The organism is Halobacillus sp. AWM4_238, from assembly GCF_056158265.1.
The window spans coordinates 2,680,609-2,701,333 of the sequence record NZ_JBSWSY010000002.1; the positions used below are offsets into that span (position 1 = coordinate 2,680,609).

Below are 20,725 nucleotides of genomic sequence, written 5' to 3' on the forward strand. Positions count from 1 at the left end.
GCTCCCAATACGTATAGGAAGTGCCTAATTATGGAAGTGGTTTCGAGACACTTATATGGTAAAGGGGCGGAGGGGAATGGCGAGACTCCTGCGGGAAAAAAGTGCAGGGTGAGACCCCACAGGACGCAGTCCGAGGAGGCTCACCGCGCTCCCGCGGAAAGCGAGCTATTCCCCGCAGCCCTATCCACAGCACAAAAGTCTCGAAATCAAGTCTTATAGAAACCTGCCATATAGCTTAATAACCTTTAGGGGGTTACAGGCGGTAGAGGTCTCTGAAGCGTAAGTGCCAGCCTAGATGGAAGGAGGCGACACGACAGATGATGACAAGAAGGAAGATCATATAGGTTTGCCAGGCGCTCCCGATATCGATCCAACCCACCCCGATTAATAGTCCTGCCATCAATGCCCACACGGCGTAAATCTCCTGGTGCATGACCATGGGTCGGCGCTGAGCCAGAACATCTCTTGTCACCCCACCCCCTACGCCTGTAAGGATGGCTGCGAAGATGATCCCTCCCAGAGGAAATCCATTTTCTATCGCAAAAGATGCCCCTTGAAGTGCAAATGCAGATAGGCCGATCGCATCGGGGTAGATATTCCACCGGTCCCAGGTCATGACCCATGTTTTAGGGAAGAAATAGACAATGGCGATCGTACCGAGGGCTACATAAAAGAGATAGCCTTGTTCCCAGACATGGATAACTGGTACATCCAGGGCAATATTCCTTATAATTCCTCCAGCAAATGGTGTCGCAATACCAAGAATGAACGTGCCAAATATATCGTATCTTTCATTTAATGCTACAATCGCTCCACTAAAAGCGAACGCCGACACGGCTAGTATGTTTAATATTTCCCATGTCATCGTCTTCCCCTCCCTCATGATGCTTTTCTATATTACTTCCATTAATTTCAGACTGATTGATTATAACAAATTATCATCAATATTAGAGGTGAATCTAAATATTTTTAGTAGAATGTTAAAGTCAGACCTAAAAAGATGTGAACAACAATGATCGCCTGCTAATCGTCCTCATCCTTTGCCACATAGAGATGTATGATTACATGTTCCAGAGGGTAAACCATGGTAGAGGTGATACACATGGACCGAAACCATTGGATAATGCATCAGGAATGGAATGACTTGGTTTTTATGCATTGGCCTGTCCCATCAGAAATCCTACGCCCTTTCATTCCTTCTGCTTTTGAAATCGATGAATATGACAATTCCGCATGGATTGCCGTCGTTCCCTTCCGAATGCAAAATATCCGTTTCCGGGCTCTCCCCTCTCTCCCATTTGGAAATGACCTGCTTGAATTAAATGTTCGAACATACGTGACATTCAACGGGGAACCCGGGGTGTATTTCTTAACCCTCGATGCCAACCACCCTCTTGGGGTATTCCTTGCCCGCAAGCTTTTTGGATTGCCTTATGTCCATGCAAAAATGAGAATGGATCAAACGAAATCGGGTTACCAGTTCACAAGCAGACGGATACATAAGGGGTATCCTGCTTCTCATTTTCACGCAAGCTTTTATACAGTATCGGAACCGCTACACGCGCAGCCAGGATCTCTTCTCTATTGGTTAACAGAGAGGTACGCACTGTGGGTAGTAAGAGGCAATTCGAAGGTATACAAAGGACCTATTCTCCATAAGAACTGGCGGCTTCAAAAAGCGGAAGCTGAAATCAAGACCAACCATCTTTTGGATTTCCTTCCTGCTTCTATAGTTGAAACAAAGCCGATCACTTACTTCTCAAAGTCACTGCAAACAAGAATTTTCCCTTTTGAAAGAAAAGCCTGAAACATAAGCTTTGACAGTTTTATTTGAAGAGTATACAATTATCTCGAATTCAAGATTATTGAAAACAAGGAGGAATGACCATGCAATTGAAGGGCATTCATCACGTTTCCGCAATAACCGCCAATGCTAAAAGCAATTATGATTTTTATACAAATGTTATGGGCATGCGTCTAGTCAAAAAGACAGTCAATCAAGATGCACCATCCATGTATCATTTATTCTATGCAGATGAAAAAGGTCGACCTGGAACGGACTTAACTTTTTTTGAAATTCACAGAGCAGGACACACGTACCCTGGAACAAGAAGCATATCCACAACATCCCTTCGTGTAAAAAACGATGAAGCGCTAGAGTACTGGAAGAAACGCTTTCAAGATCACTCTGTTGAACAAGATGACATAAAAGAAAGATTCGGCCGAAAAACACTCTCCTTCAGAGACCCTGAGGGGCAGCGACTCATCCTTATCTCCGATGAAAATAATCATGGTGTAGAAGCAGGTAAAGCGTGGGAGCAAGCTTCCGTACCTGAGGAATACGGCATTACCGGACTTGGTCCCGTTCACCTTACCGTTAATGAAGCCGCTAAAACAGAAAAAGTCCTTACTGAGCTCTTAGGATTTCGAAAGAAAGGAACCTATGAGCAGTGGACCGTTTTTGAAACCGGCGAGGGAGGTACAGGGTCAGAAGTTCATGTGGAAGAAAAACCCGATGAACAACCCGAAAAACCCGGCCGAGGAAGCGTTCACCACGTGGCATTCCGTGTTCATGATGAAGACGAATTGAAGAAATGGCATGAAATCATTCAGGCTGCAGGCTATCCGAACTCAGGTCTAGTCGATCGCTACTATTTTAAGTCCCTATATTTCCGGGAGGCCAATCACATCCTGTTTGAACTGGCTACAGATGGACCTGGTTTTGCAACTGATGAGGATATGGATCATCTTGGAGAAAGCCTTGCTCTTCCCCCTTTCTTAGAGCACAAGCGCGAGGAAATTGAAGGAAGTTTGACTCCACTGGACACATCAAGATCATAATGGTAGACACTGAAAACTCCGGCTGGGATAAACCCAGCCGGAGTTTTATTATGCTTCCAGTCTATTCTTCACCCAATTGATTAAGCCACCCATTTGCATGATTTCAATTTGCCGTTCAGAAAGAGCATGCTCAAGTTTAAGCGTTTTATCTTTTCCTTTCACTTCAACTTCGATCTGTGGAGACTGCTTAATCTTCTCTCTAAGACCTTTGAACACAAGCACATCCCCTTGCTCTAAGTCATTAAGGTCTGATGGGTCCGTGAAGGTTAATGGTAACACTCCAAAGTTCGCAAGGTTCTGCCAGTGAATTCTGGCAAAGTCTTCTACAATCGCAACCTTTAGACCGAGGTATTTTGGTGCTAGAGCCGCATGTTCACGACTGGACCCCTGACCGTAGTTCGCGCCGGCTACGACAGCATGACCTCCGTCATCCCTCATATCCATGGCACGATCATAGTACGTTTCGTCGACGATTTCGAAGGTGAATTTACTGATTTCAGGTAAGTTGCTTCGATATGGAAGGACACGCGCGCCACCTGCTAAGATTTCATCTGTGGATATATCATTTCCCATCTTCAGTAAAATCGGGAGTTCCATGTCGTCAGGGAGCTCACCCATCTCTGGAATGGAGGCCACATTCGGACCTTTCACTAACTCTACATCTTTAGCTTCCTCAAAAGGTAAAGGTTGATCAAGCAACCTTGTGTCCACCGTTGGCTTGTCCAAATCCTTCACTTTTGGAAAGTCGAACTCAGATTTTCTTGGGTCTGTAATCTTTCCGGTCAGAGCTGAGACGGCGGCCGTTTCAGGACTACATAAGAAGACACTGTCCTCTTTTGTACCTGAGCGTCCAGGGAAGTTACGTGGAGTCGTACGCAAACTGTTCCTGCCTGTTGCTGGTGCCTGTCCCATTCCGATACAACCGTTACAGCCGGCCTGGTGGAGGCGACCTCCTGATTGAAGGAAATTAGCAATGTGACCTTCTTGAGACAGGTCTATCAGCATTTGACGTGAAGTTGGGTTTAAATCAAACGATACTCCATCTGCAATATGCCTACCCTCTACAATTTTCGAAGCAATGGCAAAGTCACGGTATCCAGGGTTCGCTGACGAACCAATGTAAGACTGGTAGATCGGCTCTCCTTCCACTTCTTCCACTGGAACCACATTGCCTGGGCTCGATGGCTTAGCCACCATAGGACCTAGTGAAGAAAGATCCAGCTCATCGTGAACATCATAGGTCGCATCGTCATCGGCAACGAGTTCTAACCACTCATCTTCTCTTCCTTGAAGCTTCATAAAGCGTTTCGTTTCCTCGTCTGATGGAAACACCGTGCCTGTTGCGCCAAGCTCAGCACCCATGTTAGCAATGACGTGACGATCCATGGCCGTTAAGTTTTTCAAACCAGGACCGTAATATTCAAAGACATGGTTGACTCCGCCCTTGACGCCATGCCTTTTAAGCATTTCTAAAATGGCATCTTTTGCACTCACCCAGTCCGGAAGTTCTCCAGTCACCTTCACTCCCCAGACTTTCGGCATTTTCACGTAAAAAGGTTCACCGGCGATGGCCATGGCTACATCAATGCCACCCGCACCCATCGCAAGCATACCCATACAGCCATTGGCACATGTATGACTGTCAGAACCAAGTAATGTTTTCCCTGGCTTCGCTAATCGCTGCATATGAACGGGATGGCTCACACCATTTCCCGGTCTGCTGAAATGCAGTCCGAATCGCTTCGCCGCACTCTCAAGGAAAAGATGATCATCCGGGTTTTTGCTATCTTCCTGAATTAAATTGTGATCCACGTATTGCGCAGAAGCTTCCGTTTTTGCTCGATCAATACCCATGGCTTCCAGCTCGAGCATAACCATTGTCCCGGTGGCATCCTGTGTAAGCGTTTGATCAATTTTCAGTCCAATCTCTGATCCAGGGGTCATCTCCCCCTCTACCAAGTGATCCCTAATCAATTTTTGTGTGACATTATATCCCACATCTACTCCTCCTTCTCACTTGTAGTTGATGACGATCTTGATGGCACTATTTATAAAATTCCTATACCTTTTATACCCGTAATGATGTATGATTACTCATAAGTTCCAAAAAGTCCCTCTTTAAAGGCAATTAAGAACCACAAAATGGAAATCTATGAAAGTCCCCCTTCCAAAGTCCCCTTAAAGCCTCAAAATTTTCCCGACTTGGGAAACTAGTGAATTTTGTTGAAAATCCCAGAACGAACATGTATTCTAAATATAGATTTGAAAGAGCAAACACTCTGAAAAATCAACAGTTGATCAACTAGGTGTGAGAAAAATGGAATATGGTAAAGTGCTTCGTTTCCATCGCGTAAAGCAAGGTTTGACACAAAACCAGCTCGCAGATGGGATTATCTCGCCGGCGTATTTGTCTAAAATTGAGAACGACCAAACCGTCCCTGCGTTCGAGGTACTTGAACACCTCTACGAACGACTAGGACTCGATTTCCATGACTCTTCTTACCACCATCCTTCCAAGGAAAAGTTGAAGGAATGGTATGAGATGATCGTCTTTAAACGGAAAGAAGAGGCCAGGGAACTAAAGGAAGAACTCAAACAACAAAAAGATACGCTGAATAATCATCATTTGTATATATTTTTCGAATTGTTCCGCATTCGCCATCTGTTGCTAGAAAACGAGGTGGAGGCGGCTTACAAAGTATGGAAAAGTATCCGTCAGCATGAGGATACATTTGATGAAGAGATGGAGTATTACTTCCATTTAAGTTCAGGCCTAGTCAGTTATTACCGCGGAGACTTTGAAGACTCTTATCTCAAGTTGATGGAGGCTAAGAATTACAGCGTCTCTATTGACTTAGAGGACTGGGAAGAAAGTGATTTATACTATCTCCTTTCACTAAGTGCTAGCCAATCAAATAATATTTCTGCATCAATTTTCAATGCAGATCAAGCACTTGCAATCTATCAACAGCAATATAACTTAGTGAAAAGTGCTGACTGTCATATCTTATTAGGAATTAATTACGGTAGACTTAAAAATTACGGAAAAGCGCTTGAAAACTATCATTTAGTTAGTAAAATAGCAACTCAAACCCAAGATTATTATCAACTAGGCTTGGTTTTTCACAATATCGGCGTCATCGAATCCAGACGCGGAAATTATCAATCAGCACTTATGAATTATAAGAAAAGCCTCTCATATAAGTCAGATATGGGCTCAGTTCATGAGATTTTCGAAACAATATATTGTTTAGTACTGGAAACCTACAAATTAGCCAGGTATGAAGAATGTCTTACATGGATAGAGAAGGGTTTTTCTTACTTAGAGACTTCTGCAGAGGACACACTAACGGCAAATATTCACTTGAACATCTATACTATGTTGATTAATAAGGATGAGAATACTGCTCAATACTTAGAAAATGTTGCAATACCTCATTTCCTAGAAAAGAAACAACATCGTTTTGTCATTAGATACTGCTTAATTGTCTCTGAACTTTTAGAATCTGAAAGAAGTTATAAAAAGTCGTCTAAATATTTACGGTTAGCAATTGATTTATTAAATAAATACTCTAATCTAGGAGGCATGTTACTATGAAAAAACTAATTGGTGTAGTTGCTATACTTACTGCTATTTTATCTTTTGTGGCAGGTGCTGATTATGTCGACACTGCTGAGGAATCTCACCCTCGTCCACTAGTTGTGGATCACATTTAATTTCTACAACATTGATTTAAGTTTTTTAATTTTGTGTGTTAATTCAATTTTTATATAATTAACACCTCCCCTAATCCTATACCTATACAAACTTTTGCCTCTATCTTTATGGTAGAGGTCTTTTTTTGCCTTAAAAAAAGCCTGCCTTTGATCAAAGGCAGGCTATAGAATAATTAAGCGTTCACTTTCCTTTATGCTCTTTCCAAGCTGAAAAACCACCCTCCAAGTTCAATACATCTTTATATCCATATGCCTGTAATAAACTTGCAGCAATCGCTGACCTCATTCCTGACTGGCAATGGACTATAGGTGTTTTATTGGAAGGCACCTCTTCCATGCTTTCTTTCAGCTTTCCAAGCATGATGTGCTGGGCTTCTTCGATGTGGTCGTCGCCCCATTCACTATCATTTCTCACATCAATGATCACGTAATCTCCGTGTCCTCTATATTTGTTCTCGAGTTCTTCTGCTGTAATGCTTGCATACGTTTCTAATCCACCATAGCCATTGATTTCTAATTCATCCACATATCCTACAAGATCATCCAATCCAATCGCCTCTAAGGATCGCTTAATTGTTGAAATAGATTCTTTAGAGGATATAACGACGATCTTTTGATCATATTCAATCAACCAACCTGCCCAATTTGTAAAGGAACGATTATAAGGGATGTTGATGGTTCCTTTTAAATGACCATTCGAGAATTCAGATGATGGTCTTGTGTCCACCACGACATACTCATCAGACATGAACTGATCTATAGTTGATATGGAAACACTGTCTACTTCTCTCTCTTTTTCAAGAGAGGGACCTTGTTTATTCAACTTTTTCATCATGGCAAAGTATTTGGGCGGTTCCGGTTGTCCATCCAGCAATTCCTCTGTGAATGCTTTTTCATTATTGTGTTGGAGTGCCCAATTATTTTCTTTTTCATAACCTACTGTTGAAGACGGAACCGCTCCTAATGATTTTCCACACGCACTTCCTGCTCCGTGACCCGGCCATACTTGCACATAGTCGGGAAGTTCTTTGAAGCGTTGAATGGATTGATACATATCAGCTGCCCCTTTGCCTGCTGTCCCCTCAACTCCGGCAGATTTTTCAAGTAGATCGGGGCGGCCAACATCCCCAACGAAGACAAAGTCTCCTGTGAAGATCCCCATAGGTACGGAAGAACCTCCTCCTTCGTCCGTCAATAAGAAAGAAAGACTCTCGGGGGTATGGCCAGGGGTGTGGATTACATCAAGTCTTACATTCCCTACATAAATCTCATCGCCATCTTTCACAAGTTGGTGATTGGCCTCATCAAGGTATTGATACTTCCAATCATCATCACCTTCATCGGATAGGTACAATCTGAGATTTTTTTCGTTCGCAAGTTCTCTCGCACCTGAAAGAAAGTCTGCGTGGATATGAGTTTCTGCAGCAGCAGACAGATGAAACCCTTCTTTTTTGGCTGTTTCATAATAAGGAGATAAATCCCGGGCAGGGTCTATGACCATGGCCTCTCCCGTCTTTTGGCAGCCAATCATGTATGACATCTGTGCTAACTCTTCATCAAAGTATGATTTAAAAAACATGTAACAACCCTCCAACTATTAAATCTCTTGTTAGATAATATACCCTCATGCGTATAAAAGAAACATAACCATTTAGTATCATGATATCTCTAAGCTATAAAATACTCATTCTTATTTTCCTTGTCCAGTCTTTTTGTTTACTTGAACAAATAAACAAAATGGAAACGAGCGCTCGAATCACCGTAGGGCCAAGATCTTACTTCTGAACAACCCATAACCTAGAAACAAAAAACAGCAGTGCTTAGGCACTACTGCTTTTCAAAGTAATGAGTAAATTCTTGAAGGGGAGTGATCTGATCCAAATTAGAAAATACAAGCTTTATATTGTTAAATTCATTAATTTTAGCAACATCTAAATCTTCATACGCTTTTCCTGCTGCCTCATCTTCAGAAAAGAATTTAATTTCATTCAACATACCGAGCACTCTACGACTTTTTGTTTTGGTATAAACGATTTCACCGGCAGCTTCTAACATTTGATCGGCGATTTTTTTCTCAATCCCTAACAGTTGGAACAATTGCTTTAGTGAACCTTTAATTACACTGTCGAGATGTTGAAATTGCTGCTTTCTCAAACCAAATAACGTCAGGTTCAGTCCTGTTGCGTTATTCATTAATAGAAGACATTTTCTTCGATTGATGGTGACGACGTTTGCATGCCACTGGTATATTTCCGGTACATCTGTATATTCCTCTACCTCTTCAATCGGTTGATCGATTTCGTTTTGTAACTTTTTTGTTGCTCCAATTACGAACAATTTGCACACCCCGTTCTTACTAGTCGATAAATCTATTTTACCTGTGTAACGATTAAAAAACAAAGAGGAACCAAAAAATGGCTCCCCTTACACCTTTGTTCTTCGAGCAAAGTCGACGAATTGAAATTTATCTGGTCTGTGTCTGGACTCTGTAAATTGAAAGGCTGTCGTATCTCCTAAATAAACATAACTGCGAATAACAACCACTTGGTCATGACCATTCAAATCCAGAAATTCTTCATCTTCAGCTGTCACTGGTTCGACGACGATCTCCTTCTTCGCAAAGCTGATGTCGAGCCCCAGTTCATTTTCGATATAATGATAAAGCGACGTTTGAGCAATTTCTTTTGAAAGATCGTGGACAAGATCTTGTCTTAAGAAATCTTTATCTAAAATGATTCGTTCTCCACCAATTTCCCTTGAACGTACAACTTTCCAAAGGTGAGAACCCTCTAAACAATTGAGCTGCCGACAAATCATAGGCTCATGAACAAGCGTCAGCTCATGCACATGTGTTTGAAAACTTTGTCCCAAACGCTCTGAGAGCTCTTTAAAGCTCGTCAAACCCGAAACAGGAAATTCGAATTTATCGCGATCAAGGACAACGGATCCTTTACCACGCACTTTCTGAATATAACCATTTTGAGAAAGCAAGTTTAATGCTTTTCGAATCGTTTCTCGTGAAGTCTCAAAACGCGCACTCAAATCGTGTTCAGAAGGGAGAGTTACACCTGCTGTGTACTCTCCTTTCTGCATATCTCTAACGAGTTCATGGTAAATCTCGACATACTTGTTTTTCATATTGCGCCCCCTCACCAGTTAATCGGTAAGATGATAAACGACCGACTCGTATGGGCGAAGGCTGATTTCACGGTAATCTTTTGTAGAATCATCGTAGTTGCTCAGCAGAATTTCAGCCTCACCAGATACGTGGACATCTTCTGGTATTGTGAACGTCGTTTCTTCACCATAGAAGTTGTTCACAACAAGCAACTGCTCCCCATTCCACTCACGCAGATAAGCAAATACATGACTGTGTTCCGGGGACAACAAACGATAATCCCCATGAGTGATGATGTCGTGGGACTTACGTAATTCAATCAACTTCTGATAGTGATTGAAAATAGAATCTTCTTTGCTCATAACCACTTCTGCATTGATTTCTTTATAGTTATCCGCTACATCGATCCATGGAGTTCCTTCAGTAAAGCCGGCATTTTCTTCTCCGTTCCATTGTACAGGAGTACGGGAATTGTCACGAGACTTCTGTTTCAAAATCTCAATGATTGCCTCCTCGCCTACCCCTTTTTCTTTCAACTCATCGTACATATTCAGTGACTCGACATCACGGTAACGATCTATGCTTTCGAATTTGGGGTTCGTCATACCAAATTCTTCCCCTTGGTAAATGTACGGGGTACCCTGCATCATATGGATGGTGGTTGCAAGCATCTTCCCTGATTCTTCCGGATAATTTTCATCATCCCCGAATCTAGACAATACGCGTGGCTGGTCATGGTTACACCAGAACAAAGCGTTCCATCCATTTCCTTTATTCATTTCACGCTGCCATTTTGAGAGAATTTGTTTCAGCTCATGGAAATCAAAATCAGCAACCGTCCATTTCTCACCGTTTGGATAGTCCACTTTCAAATGGTGGAAATTGAACGTCATGCTCAATTCATCGCGGTCGGGAGCCGTGTATTTAATACAATGTTCAATGCTCGTGGAGGACATTTCTCCGACAGTCATCAAGTCATAAGGCTTGAAAACTTCACGGTTCATTTCCTGCATGAATTCATGAACGCGAGGTCCGTCCGTATAGTATTTCCGGCCGTCTCCAGGTGCAACACTTCCATCATCGTTCGGGAACTCCTGATTTTTGGAGATCAGGTTAATGACATCCAGACGGAAGCCATCCACTCCCTTTTCACCCCAGAAACGCATCATTTCATAAATATCTTCACGCATCTGTTCGTTTTCCCAGTTTAAATCGGCTTGCGTTACGTCAAACAAGTGCAAGTAATACTGACCCGTTTTTTCATCAAATTCCCACGCATTGCCACCGAATTTTGATTGCCAATTCGTTGGCTCTTCTCCGTTCACAGGATCACGCCAGATATAATAATCGCGATACGGGCTGTCTTTTGACTTTTTGGCCTCTTGGAACCATTGGTGTTCCGTGGACGTGTGGTTGACGACGATATCCATTATAAGCTTCATGCCCCGCTTATGTGTTTCTGCAAGCAGACGGTCGAAGTCCTCCATCGTCCCATATTCTTCATGGATGTCGTAATAGTCGCTAATATCATATCCATTATCATTTTGCGGAGACTTGTACATCGGGGTCAGCCAAAGGACATCGACCCCGAGTTTATGCAAGTAATCCAATTTCTCTATAATCCCCTGGATGTCGCCTTCTCCGCTTCCTGTCGTGTCATTGAAGCTTTTCGGATAAATTTGATAAACGACAGCTTTTTTCCACCAAGGTTGTTCAATCATTGTAGCACCACCGTTTTAAAGTTTTTATACGTCTTTTTTTCGCTTCGCATAGAGATATGTTCCGACTAGAGGCAGGACAATTACGATGACCATACCGATGGCAAAGTCGAGCCAGTACTCCGCAACGATTGAAAAGATTCCAGGTACGCCTCCAACTCCAATGGAACTTGCCAACACTCCCTGAGCTGAGATATAAAGACCTGCAATGGCAGAAGAGGTTATGGCAATAATAAATGGATATTTGAAGCGCAAGTTGACTCCGAATAAAGCAGGCTCAGTAATTCCAAGCCAAGCAGAGATTCCTGAAGATACACCCAAACCTTTGAGCTTATCGTCTTTTGAAGCTAGCCAGATAGCAAATGCGGCAGAACCTTGAGCGATGTTCGAGAGAGCAAGCATCGGCCACAAGAATGTCGTTCCCGTACTTCCCACCAATTGAATATCAACAGCGAGGAACGTATGGTGCATCCCTGTAATAACTAACACGCCGTATAAACCACCGTAAATAAGACCACCTAACCAAGCGAATGTATCAAAAACACTTACTAGACCATCCGTGATCCAGTTACCGATAGCAAATGTGATTGGACCAATAATAATAAACGTCAAGAAACCAGTGACCAACAAAGAAATAGGTCCGACAAACAACAATTGAATGTTATCAGGTATGCGATTACGTAAGAACAGTTCAATTTTCGTTAACAAGTATGAAGCGAAAAGGACAGGCAGTACTTGTCCCTGGTAACCAATTTTTTCAACGGTCAATCCGAATAAATCCCAAGTAGGTACAGATCCTTCAGCCACTGCATCCCCGTAGGACCAAGCATTTAATAGTTCCGGGTGAACAAGGACTAGACCTATAACAATACCTAAAATCGGACTACCACCGAATTTCTTAACCGCAGACCAACCTATGAGTCCCGGTAAGAACACAAAGGCGGTGTTGGCGATAATGATGATCATATTGGCTATGTCTGACCATTGTGGGTACACATCAATAATGGACTGCTCGTCCCAGAAGATCCCTTCTGCTGTCAGGATATTGTTGATACCTAACAGCAAACCAGCCGTAACGATTGCTGGTAGGATCGGTATAAAGATATCCGCCAGGGTCTTAATCGCTCGTTGAATAGGATTCATTTTTTGCTTGGAAGCTTCTTTCACTTCCTCTTTAGATGATTCCCCTACACCGGCAAGAGCAACAAATTCTTTATAAACTTTATCAACAGTCCCTTGTCCGACAACAATTTGGAATTGACCATTCGTTGAAAAAGATCCTTTAACGGCATCGATGTTGTTCAGTTTTTCCTGATCGACAATTCCCTCATCGTGTAACGCCAAACGCAGACGTGTGACACAGTGGGTTGCAGCGGACAAGTTTTCCTTTCCGCCGATGGCTTCCAGTATTTCTTCGGCCTGTTTTTTATGGTTCATCTGTTTTACCTCCCTGTAAATTTTACTTTCTTTTAACTGTCATCAGTGGTGTAGAACCAGCGCTCAATTCAACATCTTCAGCCACTTGAACATCAAAGTCATCACTGTTTGTGACAATGATTGGTGTTACCGTACTCTTAGCCTTTTCTTTCACGAGGTCCAAGTCGAAAGAAATCAATTTGTCTCCTGCTTTCACCTTATCTCCTTGAGCCACAAAAGCTTCAAAACCTTCTCCTTCCATTGCAACGGTTTCAAGACCGATATGGATAAGAATTTCCGCTCCACTTTTCGTTTCCAAACCTACTGCATGTTTCGTTGGGAATAATTGTACAATCGTACCTTCTACAGGGCTTAACACTTCACCGTCCTTAGGCTCCACGGCAATACCTTCTCCCATCATTTTCTGTGAGAATACAGGATCCGGTACTTCCTCCAACGCTACCTTCTTACCATTTAATGGTGATGTTACTTCCAATTTTGTCTCTTTATTTCCAAACAACTTCTTAAACATATATTTCTCCTCCTCAAACGCTTACATAGAAGCATTTAAAACTTGTATATACATCAACTAATTATGATTATAATTTGTATATACATGTTTTGCAACCGTTAACAACACGAATATATAAATGGAATTCCCTTCCTTCCCATTAAAAAACTTATAAATGACAAAATTGTTGAGCTTTTTGATTCATGGGTACCCCTTAAAAATCTTTGTTGTATTTTCATCTATGTAAACCATATAGAAAGAAGAATTCAGCTTCTGTCGTTCCGTAAAGAACCCTTAAACTAAAAAAATGATTTTCCACCCCTCACTTGATTGATTCTTTTGTATTTCTCAATTTCGGGAATGTAGGATGATCCATTCGGTCTACGCGTTTCCGTTCTAATCTGTTAAGATATGTGTAAAGACACGGGAGGGGATTTAATGAAACGTGCGTTAATCATCATCGACTATACGAACGATTTTGTAGACAATGATGGGGCCTTGACCTGCGGACCACCTGCACAAGCTCTGGAAAAGTACATCCATGAAGTAGCGGAGGCATTTATGAAAGAGGAAGACCTTGTTGTATTCGGGGTGGACGTACATGAAGAGGGGGATCCCTATCATCCGGAGACAGAGCTTTTCCCTCCTCATAACATCCGTGGTACGAAAGGACGGGGGCTTTACGGTTCGTTGCAAAAACTTTATAAGGAAAACAAACAAAAGGCCAATACCCTTTACATGGATAAAACTCGATACAGTGCTTTCGCAGGAACAGACCTGAACTTAAAACTTAGAGAACGTGGAATTACTGAACTTCATCTCGTCGGAGTTTGTACAGATATCTGTGTGCTGCACACAGCCATCGATGCTTATAACCTTGCCTATAACATCCATGTACACAAAGATGGAGTCGCAAGCTTTAATGAAGCCGGCCACAATTGGGCGCTAACACACTTTGAGTCCACCCTGGGTGCAACCATACAATAAGATCACTCGCCAGGAACGAAACGTATCATGAGCGTCTGATCCTTGATTTATACCCCGCTTCTTAAGGATTTTTTCCACATCTTTAAACAAAGCATTCCCTAGACGATGGAAAACTCCCGCTGATGCTTTCAACGGGAGTTTTTACGTGTGTCATTTTTCACTCTAGGAAACATGTGGTATAGTATTTCGAGTGTCTAATGAAATCATAGAAAGGAAGAAGAGACGATATGCCACTGACTTCTCGTCCTTCCCAGGAACATTTCCGTACAGTATTTATATTAGCTGCTACGATTCTCATAGTTGTTATGAACACGACGATGTTTAATATCGCTTTGCCAAATATATTAAAAGATTTCTCCCTCCTGCCTTCAGAAGGGGCCTGGATCGTATCCGGTTATTCCATCGTGTTAGCCATTTTTACGATAACTTTTACACGCTTGTCTGACTATGTCCCCATTCGGACATTATTAACGATAGGGATCTGTATGTTCAGCCTCTCTTCCATCATCGGATTTATGGCAGACAGTTATATCTGGTTGTTGATCGCCCGGTTATGTCAGGCGGCAGGAGCAGCTTCGATCCCTGGTTTATCCATGGTCTTTGCTGGTAGATATATCCCCATGACAAGACGGGGAAGTGCGTATGCTTTGATTGCCTCTGCCACGTCCTTAGGCTTTGGACTTGGTCCCGTCATTGGTGGTTTGATTACAGACTACCTCAATTGGAACTACTTGTTCATTGTGACGATTATGGTTTTCCTCGTCATTCCAGTTCTTTACAAGTTTATGCCTGTTGAAAAATCTGTAAAAGGACGTTTCGATGTCCTTGGTGCTTTGTTATCCGGAATGAGCGCCACCTTGTTTTTGCTTTATATTTCAACGTTAACTCCTTACTACCTGCTTGGTGGGCTCCTTTCCGCTTCCCTGCTATGGTGGAGAGTCAACCGTACCAAGGCCCCTTTTCTCCAACCTGAACTTGTAAAGAATAGCCATTATCGAAAAATTGTATTTACAAGCTATGTGGGCTTCACCCTACACTTCGCTGTTCTGTTTTTAATGCCGATCATGCTTGAACAAGTGTATGGACGCGGGGCTGCCGCTATTGGATTCATTATTTTCCCTGGCGCTATGCTATCAGCCGTAGCTGCGATTTACGTGGGGCGACTGATTGATGCTTATGGAAACATAAAAATTCTATTTTTGTCTCAGGTTTTGCTGATGATATCAGCGCTCGTCTTCTTTATACTAGCTGGAAAAAGCCCTTATATGATCATGTTTGCCTATATGTTCACGAGCTTCGGATTCTCTAGTTTATCCTCAAGCTCGACCAACGAAGTTTCGCGTATCCTTCCAAAAGAACAAATCGGTGCCGGGATCGGACTCAAGCAGCAAATGCAATTTATAGGAAGTGCGACCGGTTCCGTTCTTGCCGGAATATTGTTAGAGCTAAACCCACAACCCTATACCGCCGAAAACTTCGTCCTGCCCTTTGGATCACTGATCCTTTTAATGACAGCTTCCATTCTAGTGCTGTGTATGTATTCCTACCAAGTCAGACGCTTGGAATTTGTTCAAAAAACTGACATTTGAAATCCGTTCACAAATCGCATATGATGGACTTTGGACATTTCTGTTATTTACTACTGTATAGATATAAATATAGGAGGAATCACTTATGAGCTCAAAAGATTACCGAGTTCTGCTGTATTATAAGTATGTCGACCTTCCTGACTATGAAGAATATTGCCAAAACCACCTGAAATTCTGTAAAGACCTTGGCTTGAAGGGACGGATCATCGTTTCTCACGAGGGAATTAACGGGACAGTTTCAGGTACCGTTGAACAAGTGGAAGAATATATGGACTTTGTACGCTCTGATGAGCGTTTTGCCGATATCCATTTCAAAATTGATGAGCATGAAGGACACGCATTTAAGAAGATGCATTGCCGCGTGAAGCCTGAGCTGGTCAACTGGAGTATTGAAGAGGATGATATTGATCCGAAGACGTTCGGTGGTAAACATTTGAAACCAAAAGAATTTAATGAACTGCTGAAAGATGAAGATACGATCATCATTGACGGTCGTAATGAATATGAATACCGCATCGGGCATTTCCGCAATGCGATTCAGCCGGATGTTAACCACTCCCGTGAGTTCCCTGAATGGGTTGCTGAAAACGCAGATCAATGGAAGGATAAAAAGGTCCTTACCTACTGCACAGGAGGCATCCGTTGTGAAAAGCTGACAGGTATTCTTAAGAAGAACGGCGTCGAAGATGTCTATCAGCTTGAGGGTGGCATTACCACTTACGGCAAAGACCCAGAAGTCAAAGGCGAGCTTTTCGATGGAAAAATGTATGTATTCGACGAGCGCATTTCTGTCCCAATCAACCAAGTGGAAGAAAAGGTTATTGCAGAGTGCGAACATTGCGGGAAAGCAGAAGATCGTATGATCAACTGCAGCAACCCGGTATGTAACCGTCAATATGTATGTTGTGAAGAATGTGAAGAAAAGCAACATGCCGCATGTACAGCAGAATGTAAAGAACATCCCGAGAACCGCTGGGATGTCGTCCGCAAGAAACAAATTGATAAATACGACCGCGTCAACGGTTAACATCGATCCCTCTTTCCCTTCAGTGGAAGAGGGATTTTTAATTGCTTCTGCTACGTTTGTATAGACTCCCAGACACACCCGTGAAAGATGGTGGTCGGGAAAAGGCTCACTTTCCCAACCCTTCTACCCTACATCGAACATCTTAAAATCAAGGATTCAATATCCCCGCGTGTTTCTTTCAATCATTCACCATTCTATGGGCGGCGTGGTAGGTGGAGCCTATGCCACGATCGAAGGATAAGGCGTGGCGGATCGCACTGGTTACGAACGACTTCGCCCGCCTGACTGCTTCTTCCACAGAACATCCATTGGCAAGTTCTGCTGTGATGGCAGCTGAATACGTACACCCTGCCCCGCTTGTATGAATGGTTTCTACTCGTTCAGTTTCAAGTTCGGTGATACTTGATCCGTCATAAAGCATATCCACGGCAGGATAATCCTTCAAGCTGCCCCCTTTTACAAGGACATACTCTGCACCAAGATGATACAGATCTCTGGCAACGACCTTCATATCCTCAGGGGTTGTTGGTACTTCACATTGAAGCATTCTTGCTGCTTCATGTAAGTTGGGAGTCACAACTTTCGCAAGAGGAACCAGCTCTTTGGTAAGGGTTTCAATCGCTTCATCTTTCAATAATTGGGACCCCATCTTTCCAATCATCACTGGATCCACAACGACTTTTGAAATGCCAGACTCCTGAATAAGACTGGTTACTGCTTTAATGATATCCTCTGTAAACAGCATCCCGGTTTTAAGGGCATCAACTCCTACATGCTCAAGGGAGGCGTGGATTTGGGCTTGTATGGCATCAATGGGCTGCGTGAATATGCCTTGCTCTGTTTGCTGGTTGTTCGCTACGATCGCTGTTACAGCACTCATTCCATATACGTTGAACTCTTGAAATGTTTTAAGATCCGCTTGAATGCCGGCACTTCCCTGTGCAGCAGAACCGGCGATAGTTAAAACTTTTGGTATACTCATCCTACTTATCTCCTCTCTTTCATCTATAGAAATTGTATCAGTAATAAAAGCAAGGTTCTATACACACAGCCTAGTCATCCTTTAAAATTTACGCTTTGTTTAAATAGCTGTTGATTATTAACATGGAACTTATTAAAGTATATGGCAGGATTGTTGAAGACTCAGTTTCGAGGCTTTCCGGGGTTCGTTTGCTATGTGAGGCGTCAGGGGTGGCTGGGAAGCTACTCGCTTTCCTGTGGGGGAGTGGCGAGCTTCCTCGGGCTACCGCCCTGCGGGATCTCGCCGATCTCCTTTCTCCCACGGGAGTCTCGCAGCTTCCCAACCACCCCTTTTATAGTAAGGAGAAACGAACCCCTCCACCAGGAAGGAGCATCTTCCACCATCACTACCTATTGTAAGAAAGCGCTCTATAACAAGCAGTTATGAGCTCTATCCATACGATGGAGGTTTTGTGTTATTGCTCCTAATACGTATAAAGCGCCTAATTATGGAAGTAGTTTCGAGATACTTATATGACAAAGGGGCGGAGGGGAATGGGGAGACTCCTGCGGGAAAAAAGTGCAGGGTGAGACCCCACAGGACGCAGTCCGAGGAGGCTCACCGCGCTCCCGCGGAAAGCGAGTCATTCCACGCAGCCCCCATCCACTCAACAAAAGTCTCGAAACTGAATCTTCAAGAAAAGGGAGCTTTTGTGAAGTTAACGTGGGGATTATTTAGATTAAAATATATAGTAAGGAGGCTGGCTTATGCAGCCATTTACACAACGCATCATTCAAATCATCCGTAGCATTCCAAAAGGGCGCGTGATGTCATACGGACAAATAGCTGCCTGTGCTGGAAATCCCAGAGCAGCGAGACAAGTGGCACGTGCGCTTCATAGCATGAGTGATAAACATAATCTCCCCTGGCATCGTGTAGTCAATGCAAAAGGCGAGATTGCCATTAAAGACTCCGCCAGACAGAGCCACCTCTTGGAAATGGATGGGGTCGTTGTCATCCATGATAAAATATCAATGAGAGAATACCAACACGATGATCCCCTCTGTTTTGAAGAATAGAGATAGAAACAATAAATCTATGAAACGAACGAAGGATGTTATTTATGTTTGAAGTGAAACCCTACCCCGAATTATCTTGGTCCTTGTCTAGACATAAAACGATGTTAACTTGTTCAAGGAAATATGCGTATGATTATTATGTTTCTCATAATGGATGGTTACGTGCTGCCGATACATTAGCCAAGCAGGCATATCGATTAAAGAAAATGACCAATTTGGAAATGCACTTCGGAAGTGTTGTCCATGATTTAATTTATCAGACCATTCAACGCGTATTGAAGAATCAAACGGTTATGACTGAACAAGAATTCACTGATGAAGTCCGTCATCACTTGAATCGCGGGTTTGTTGAATCAACAAAGAAAGAGCATTTATGGATGAACAGACCGAAGCATTATACAATGCTTCATGAAATCTACTACAGCCAAACAGACACTCTCCCTGAAGCCAAGGTGCGTAAAATCACGGACCGTCTCCAAAAAACGGTGGCCAATTTTTACTCCAGCAAAACATTCACAGATGTACGTAACAAAGAACAAATGAAGTTCATGGAATCTGAAACCTTCCGTTACCTTAAAACGGATGAAGCGAAAGTATATATTGTCATGGACCTTGTATATAAAGATCTCGACAATGACAAGTGGCTGATTGTGGATTGGAAGACAGGAAAATCCTCCGAGGAGGATCGGAATCAACTTGCCCTTTATGCTCTTTACCTGCAACACAAACATGGAATTGAATCGCTTGATGACATCATCGTACGCAACGAATATTTGGTTGATGGTACGCATGTCGAACATCATTTAACAGAGCAGGACCTCATAAATGTCCAACACTTGTACCAGATCAGTATGGAGCAAATGAAGCTCTACTTGGAAGATGAAGCGAAAAATCAACCTCTCCCTGTCGATCAATTTCCAATGCAGGAGGACCCGAGGGTTTGCGCTCGTTGTAACTATCAGGAGCTTTGCTTTCCTTCTTGACCGCATGTCCGTATGTTTATTAGATACGGATACGGGCTAAACAAGTATTGTAATCTTATTTCCCGAAGGAGTCGTGATTATAGATGAAAGTACTTGTAGCAGGAGCAAATGGACATACAGGACGACTACTTATTCAAAATCTGAAAAATGACGGCCATGAGCCGTACGGTATGATTCGTAAAGAAGAACAGAAAGCAACGGTTGAGAAGTTAGGCGGTACTCCCGTCCTTGCAGATCTTACCAAAGATGTCGGATATGCGGTCAAAGGCATGGACGCTGTCATCTTCGCTGCTGGGTCAGGTTCAAGCACAGGTGCTGAGCAAACAGAGGCCGTTGACCGTGATGGAGCGATCAATCTTGCAAAAGCAACTGAAAATCTTGGCATAAAGAAATTCATTATGTTGAGCAGCATGGGTGCTGGAAATCCAGAGCGAGGCCCTGAAGAATTGAAGCATTATTTAGAAATGAAAGGGGCAGCGGATGACTTCTTGAAGTCAACGGAGCTTGATTACACCATCGTACGCCCTGGTGGTTTGACAAACGACAACGGCACAAGCAAAATTCAGGTCGGCGAAACCGTTGATCAAGGGACAATCCCCCGCGCAGACGTGGCTAAGACCATGATTGCTGCCCTCCACGAACCAAACGCTTATCATAAAACATTCGAAATGATCTCAGGAGATACTCAAATTGAAGAAGCCTTACAAACACTATCATGATAAAACTGCTCAATCACTTTAATGTGATTGAGCTTTTTACATATTCTCCTCCCCACTTT

The 20,725-nt window shown here is 42.9% G+C and carries 19 protein-coding genes; 10 read left to right on the plus strand and 9 right to left on the minus strand.

Annotation, left to right across the window (positions count from 1 at the left end):
* Positions 1 to 253: 253 nt before the first annotated feature.
* Positions 254 to 865 carry a trimeric intracellular cation channel family protein gene (locus ACXACN_RS13430; protein ID WP_474965094.1) on the minus strand — a complete coding sequence of 204 codons (612 nt, stop codon included), beginning with the start codon at positions 863 to 865 and terminating at the stop codon, positions 254 to 256.
* Positions 866 to 1,102: 237 nt separating this feature from the next.
* On the opposite strand from ACXACN_RS13430, the gene ACXACN_RS13435 reads away from it, so the two are divergent.
* Both ACXACN_RS13435 and ACXACN_RS13440 read left to right on the plus strand, forming a co-directional pair.
* Positions 1,103 to 1,807, plus strand: a complete 705-nt coding sequence (locus ACXACN_RS13435) for a YqjF family protein (RefSeq protein ID WP_474965095.1) — start codon at positions 1,103 to 1,105, stop codon at positions 1,805 to 1,807.
* Between the two features lie 80 nt (positions 1,808 to 1,887).
* Entirely contained in the window at positions 1,888 to 2,841 is a 954-nt protein-coding gene (locus ACXACN_RS13440; protein ID WP_474965097.1) for a ring-cleaving dioxygenase, read from the plus strand.
* A 48-nt stretch (positions 2,842 to 2,889) separates the two neighbouring features.
* On the opposite strand, the gene ACXACN_RS13445 is transcribed toward ACXACN_RS13440, so the two are convergent.
* On the minus strand, positions 2,890 to 4,839 hold the full coding sequence (locus ACXACN_RS13445; RefSeq protein ID WP_474965098.1) for an aconitate hydratase: 1,950 nt from the start codon (positions 4,837 to 4,839) through the stop codon (positions 2,890 to 2,892).
* A gap of 319 nt (positions 4,840 to 5,158) precedes the next feature.
* Between ACXACN_RS13445 and ACXACN_RS13450 the strand changes: the two genes are divergently transcribed.
* Positions 5,159 to 6,439, plus strand: coding sequence for a helix-turn-helix domain-containing protein (locus ACXACN_RS13450; RefSeq protein ID WP_474965100.1), 1,281 nt, complete (start codon positions 5,159 to 5,161; stop codon positions 6,437 to 6,439).
* Entirely contained in the window at positions 6,436 to 6,558 is a 123-nt protein-coding gene (locus tag ACXACN_RS13455) for a hypothetical protein (RefSeq protein ID WP_474965101.1), read from the plus strand. The genes ACXACN_RS13450 and ACXACN_RS13455 overlap by 4 nt, the downstream gene beginning before the upstream one ends.
* A 181-nt stretch (positions 6,559 to 6,739) precedes the next feature.
* On the opposite strand, the gene ACXACN_RS13460 is transcribed toward ACXACN_RS13455, so the two are convergent.
* From ACXACN_RS13460 to ACXACN_RS13485, 6 genes are all read right to left on the minus strand, one after another.
* Positions 6,740 to 8,137 (minus strand): MBL fold metallo-hydrolase, encoded by a 1,398-nt coding sequence (locus ACXACN_RS13460; RefSeq protein ID WP_474965102.1) that lies wholly within the window; start codon positions 8,135 to 8,137, stop codon positions 6,740 to 6,742.
* Positions 8,138 to 8,385: 248 nt separating this feature from the next.
* Positions 8,386 to 8,895: a DUF6933 domain-containing protein gene (locus ACXACN_RS13465; protein ID WP_474965104.1), complete on the minus strand. Its 510-nt coding sequence runs from the start codon at positions 8,893 to 8,895 to the stop codon at positions 8,386 to 8,388.
* 87 nt (positions 8,896 to 8,982) lie between these two features.
* Positions 8,983 to 9,696, minus strand: coding sequence for a trehalose operon repressor (gene treR, locus ACXACN_RS13470; protein WP_474965105.1), 714 nt, complete (start codon positions 9,694 to 9,696; stop codon positions 8,983 to 8,985).
* 18 nt (positions 9,697 to 9,714) lie between these two features.
* Entirely contained in the window at positions 9,715 to 11,397 is a 1,683-nt protein-coding gene (treC, locus tag ACXACN_RS13475; RefSeq protein WP_474965106.1) for an alpha,alpha-phosphotrehalase, read from the minus strand.
* Positions 11,398 to 11,421: 24 nt separating this feature from the next.
* Entirely contained in the window at positions 11,422 to 12,831 is a 1,410-nt protein-coding gene (gene treP, locus ACXACN_RS13480; protein ID WP_474965107.1) for a PTS system trehalose-specific EIIBC component, read from the minus strand.
* A 22-nt stretch (positions 12,832 to 12,853) separates the two neighbouring features.
* The gene (locus ACXACN_RS13485; protein WP_474965109.1) at positions 12,854 to 13,342 is read right to left on the minus strand and encodes a PTS sugar transporter subunit IIA; all 489 of its coding nucleotides are present in this window, start codon (positions 13,340 to 13,342) and stop codon (positions 12,854 to 12,856) included.
* A 417-nt stretch (positions 13,343 to 13,759) separates the two neighbouring features.
* Between ACXACN_RS13485 and ACXACN_RS13490 the strand changes: the two genes are divergently transcribed.
* The 3 genes from ACXACN_RS13490 (at position 13,760) to trhO (ending at position 16,924) form a co-directional block, all read left to right on the plus strand.
* Complete coding sequence (locus tag ACXACN_RS13490) at positions 13,760 to 14,308, plus strand: cysteine hydrolase family protein (RefSeq protein WP_474965110.1); 549 nt, start codon at positions 13,760 to 13,762, stop codon at positions 14,306 to 14,308.
* Positions 14,309 to 14,535: 227 nt separating this feature from the next.
* Positions 14,536 to 15,897 (plus strand): MFS transporter, encoded by a 1,362-nt coding sequence (locus ACXACN_RS13495; protein ID WP_474965112.1) that lies wholly within the window; start codon positions 14,536 to 14,538, stop codon positions 15,895 to 15,897.
* An 85-nt stretch (positions 15,898 to 15,982) separates the two neighbouring features.
* Positions 15,983 to 16,924, plus strand: coding sequence for an oxygen-dependent tRNA uridine(34) hydroxylase TrhO (gene trhO / locus ACXACN_RS13500; protein ID WP_474965113.1), 942 nt, complete (start codon positions 15,983 to 15,985; stop codon positions 16,922 to 16,924).
* A 178-nt stretch (positions 16,925 to 17,102) separates the two neighbouring features.
* On the opposite strand, the gene thiD is transcribed toward trhO, so the two are convergent.
* The gene (gene thiD / locus ACXACN_RS13505; protein WP_474965114.1) at positions 17,103 to 17,906 is read right to left on the minus strand and encodes a bifunctional hydroxymethylpyrimidine kinase/phosphomethylpyrimidine kinase; all 804 of its coding nucleotides are present in this window, start codon (positions 17,904 to 17,906) and stop codon (positions 17,103 to 17,105) included.
* Positions 17,907 to 18,652: 746 nt separating this feature from the next.
* Between thiD and ACXACN_RS13510 the strand changes: the two genes are divergently transcribed.
* From ACXACN_RS13510 to ACXACN_RS13520, 3 genes are all read left to right on the plus strand, one after another.
* Positions 18,653 to 18,964 (plus strand): MGMT family protein, encoded by a 312-nt coding sequence (locus tag ACXACN_RS13510; protein ID WP_474965116.1) that lies wholly within the window; start codon positions 18,653 to 18,655, stop codon positions 18,962 to 18,964.
* A gap of 44 nt (positions 18,965 to 19,008) precedes the next feature.
* Positions 19,009 to 19,947, plus strand: a complete 939-nt coding sequence (locus ACXACN_RS13515; RefSeq protein ID WP_474965117.1) for a PD-(D/E)XK nuclease family protein — start codon at positions 19,009 to 19,011, stop codon at positions 19,945 to 19,947.
* Positions 19,948 to 20,030: 83 nt separating this feature from the next.
* Positions 20,031 to 20,666, plus strand: coding sequence for an SDR family oxidoreductase (locus ACXACN_RS13520; protein WP_474965118.1), 636 nt, complete (start codon positions 20,031 to 20,033; stop codon positions 20,664 to 20,666).
* The last annotated feature ends 59 nt before the right edge of the window (positions 20,667 to 20,725 follow it).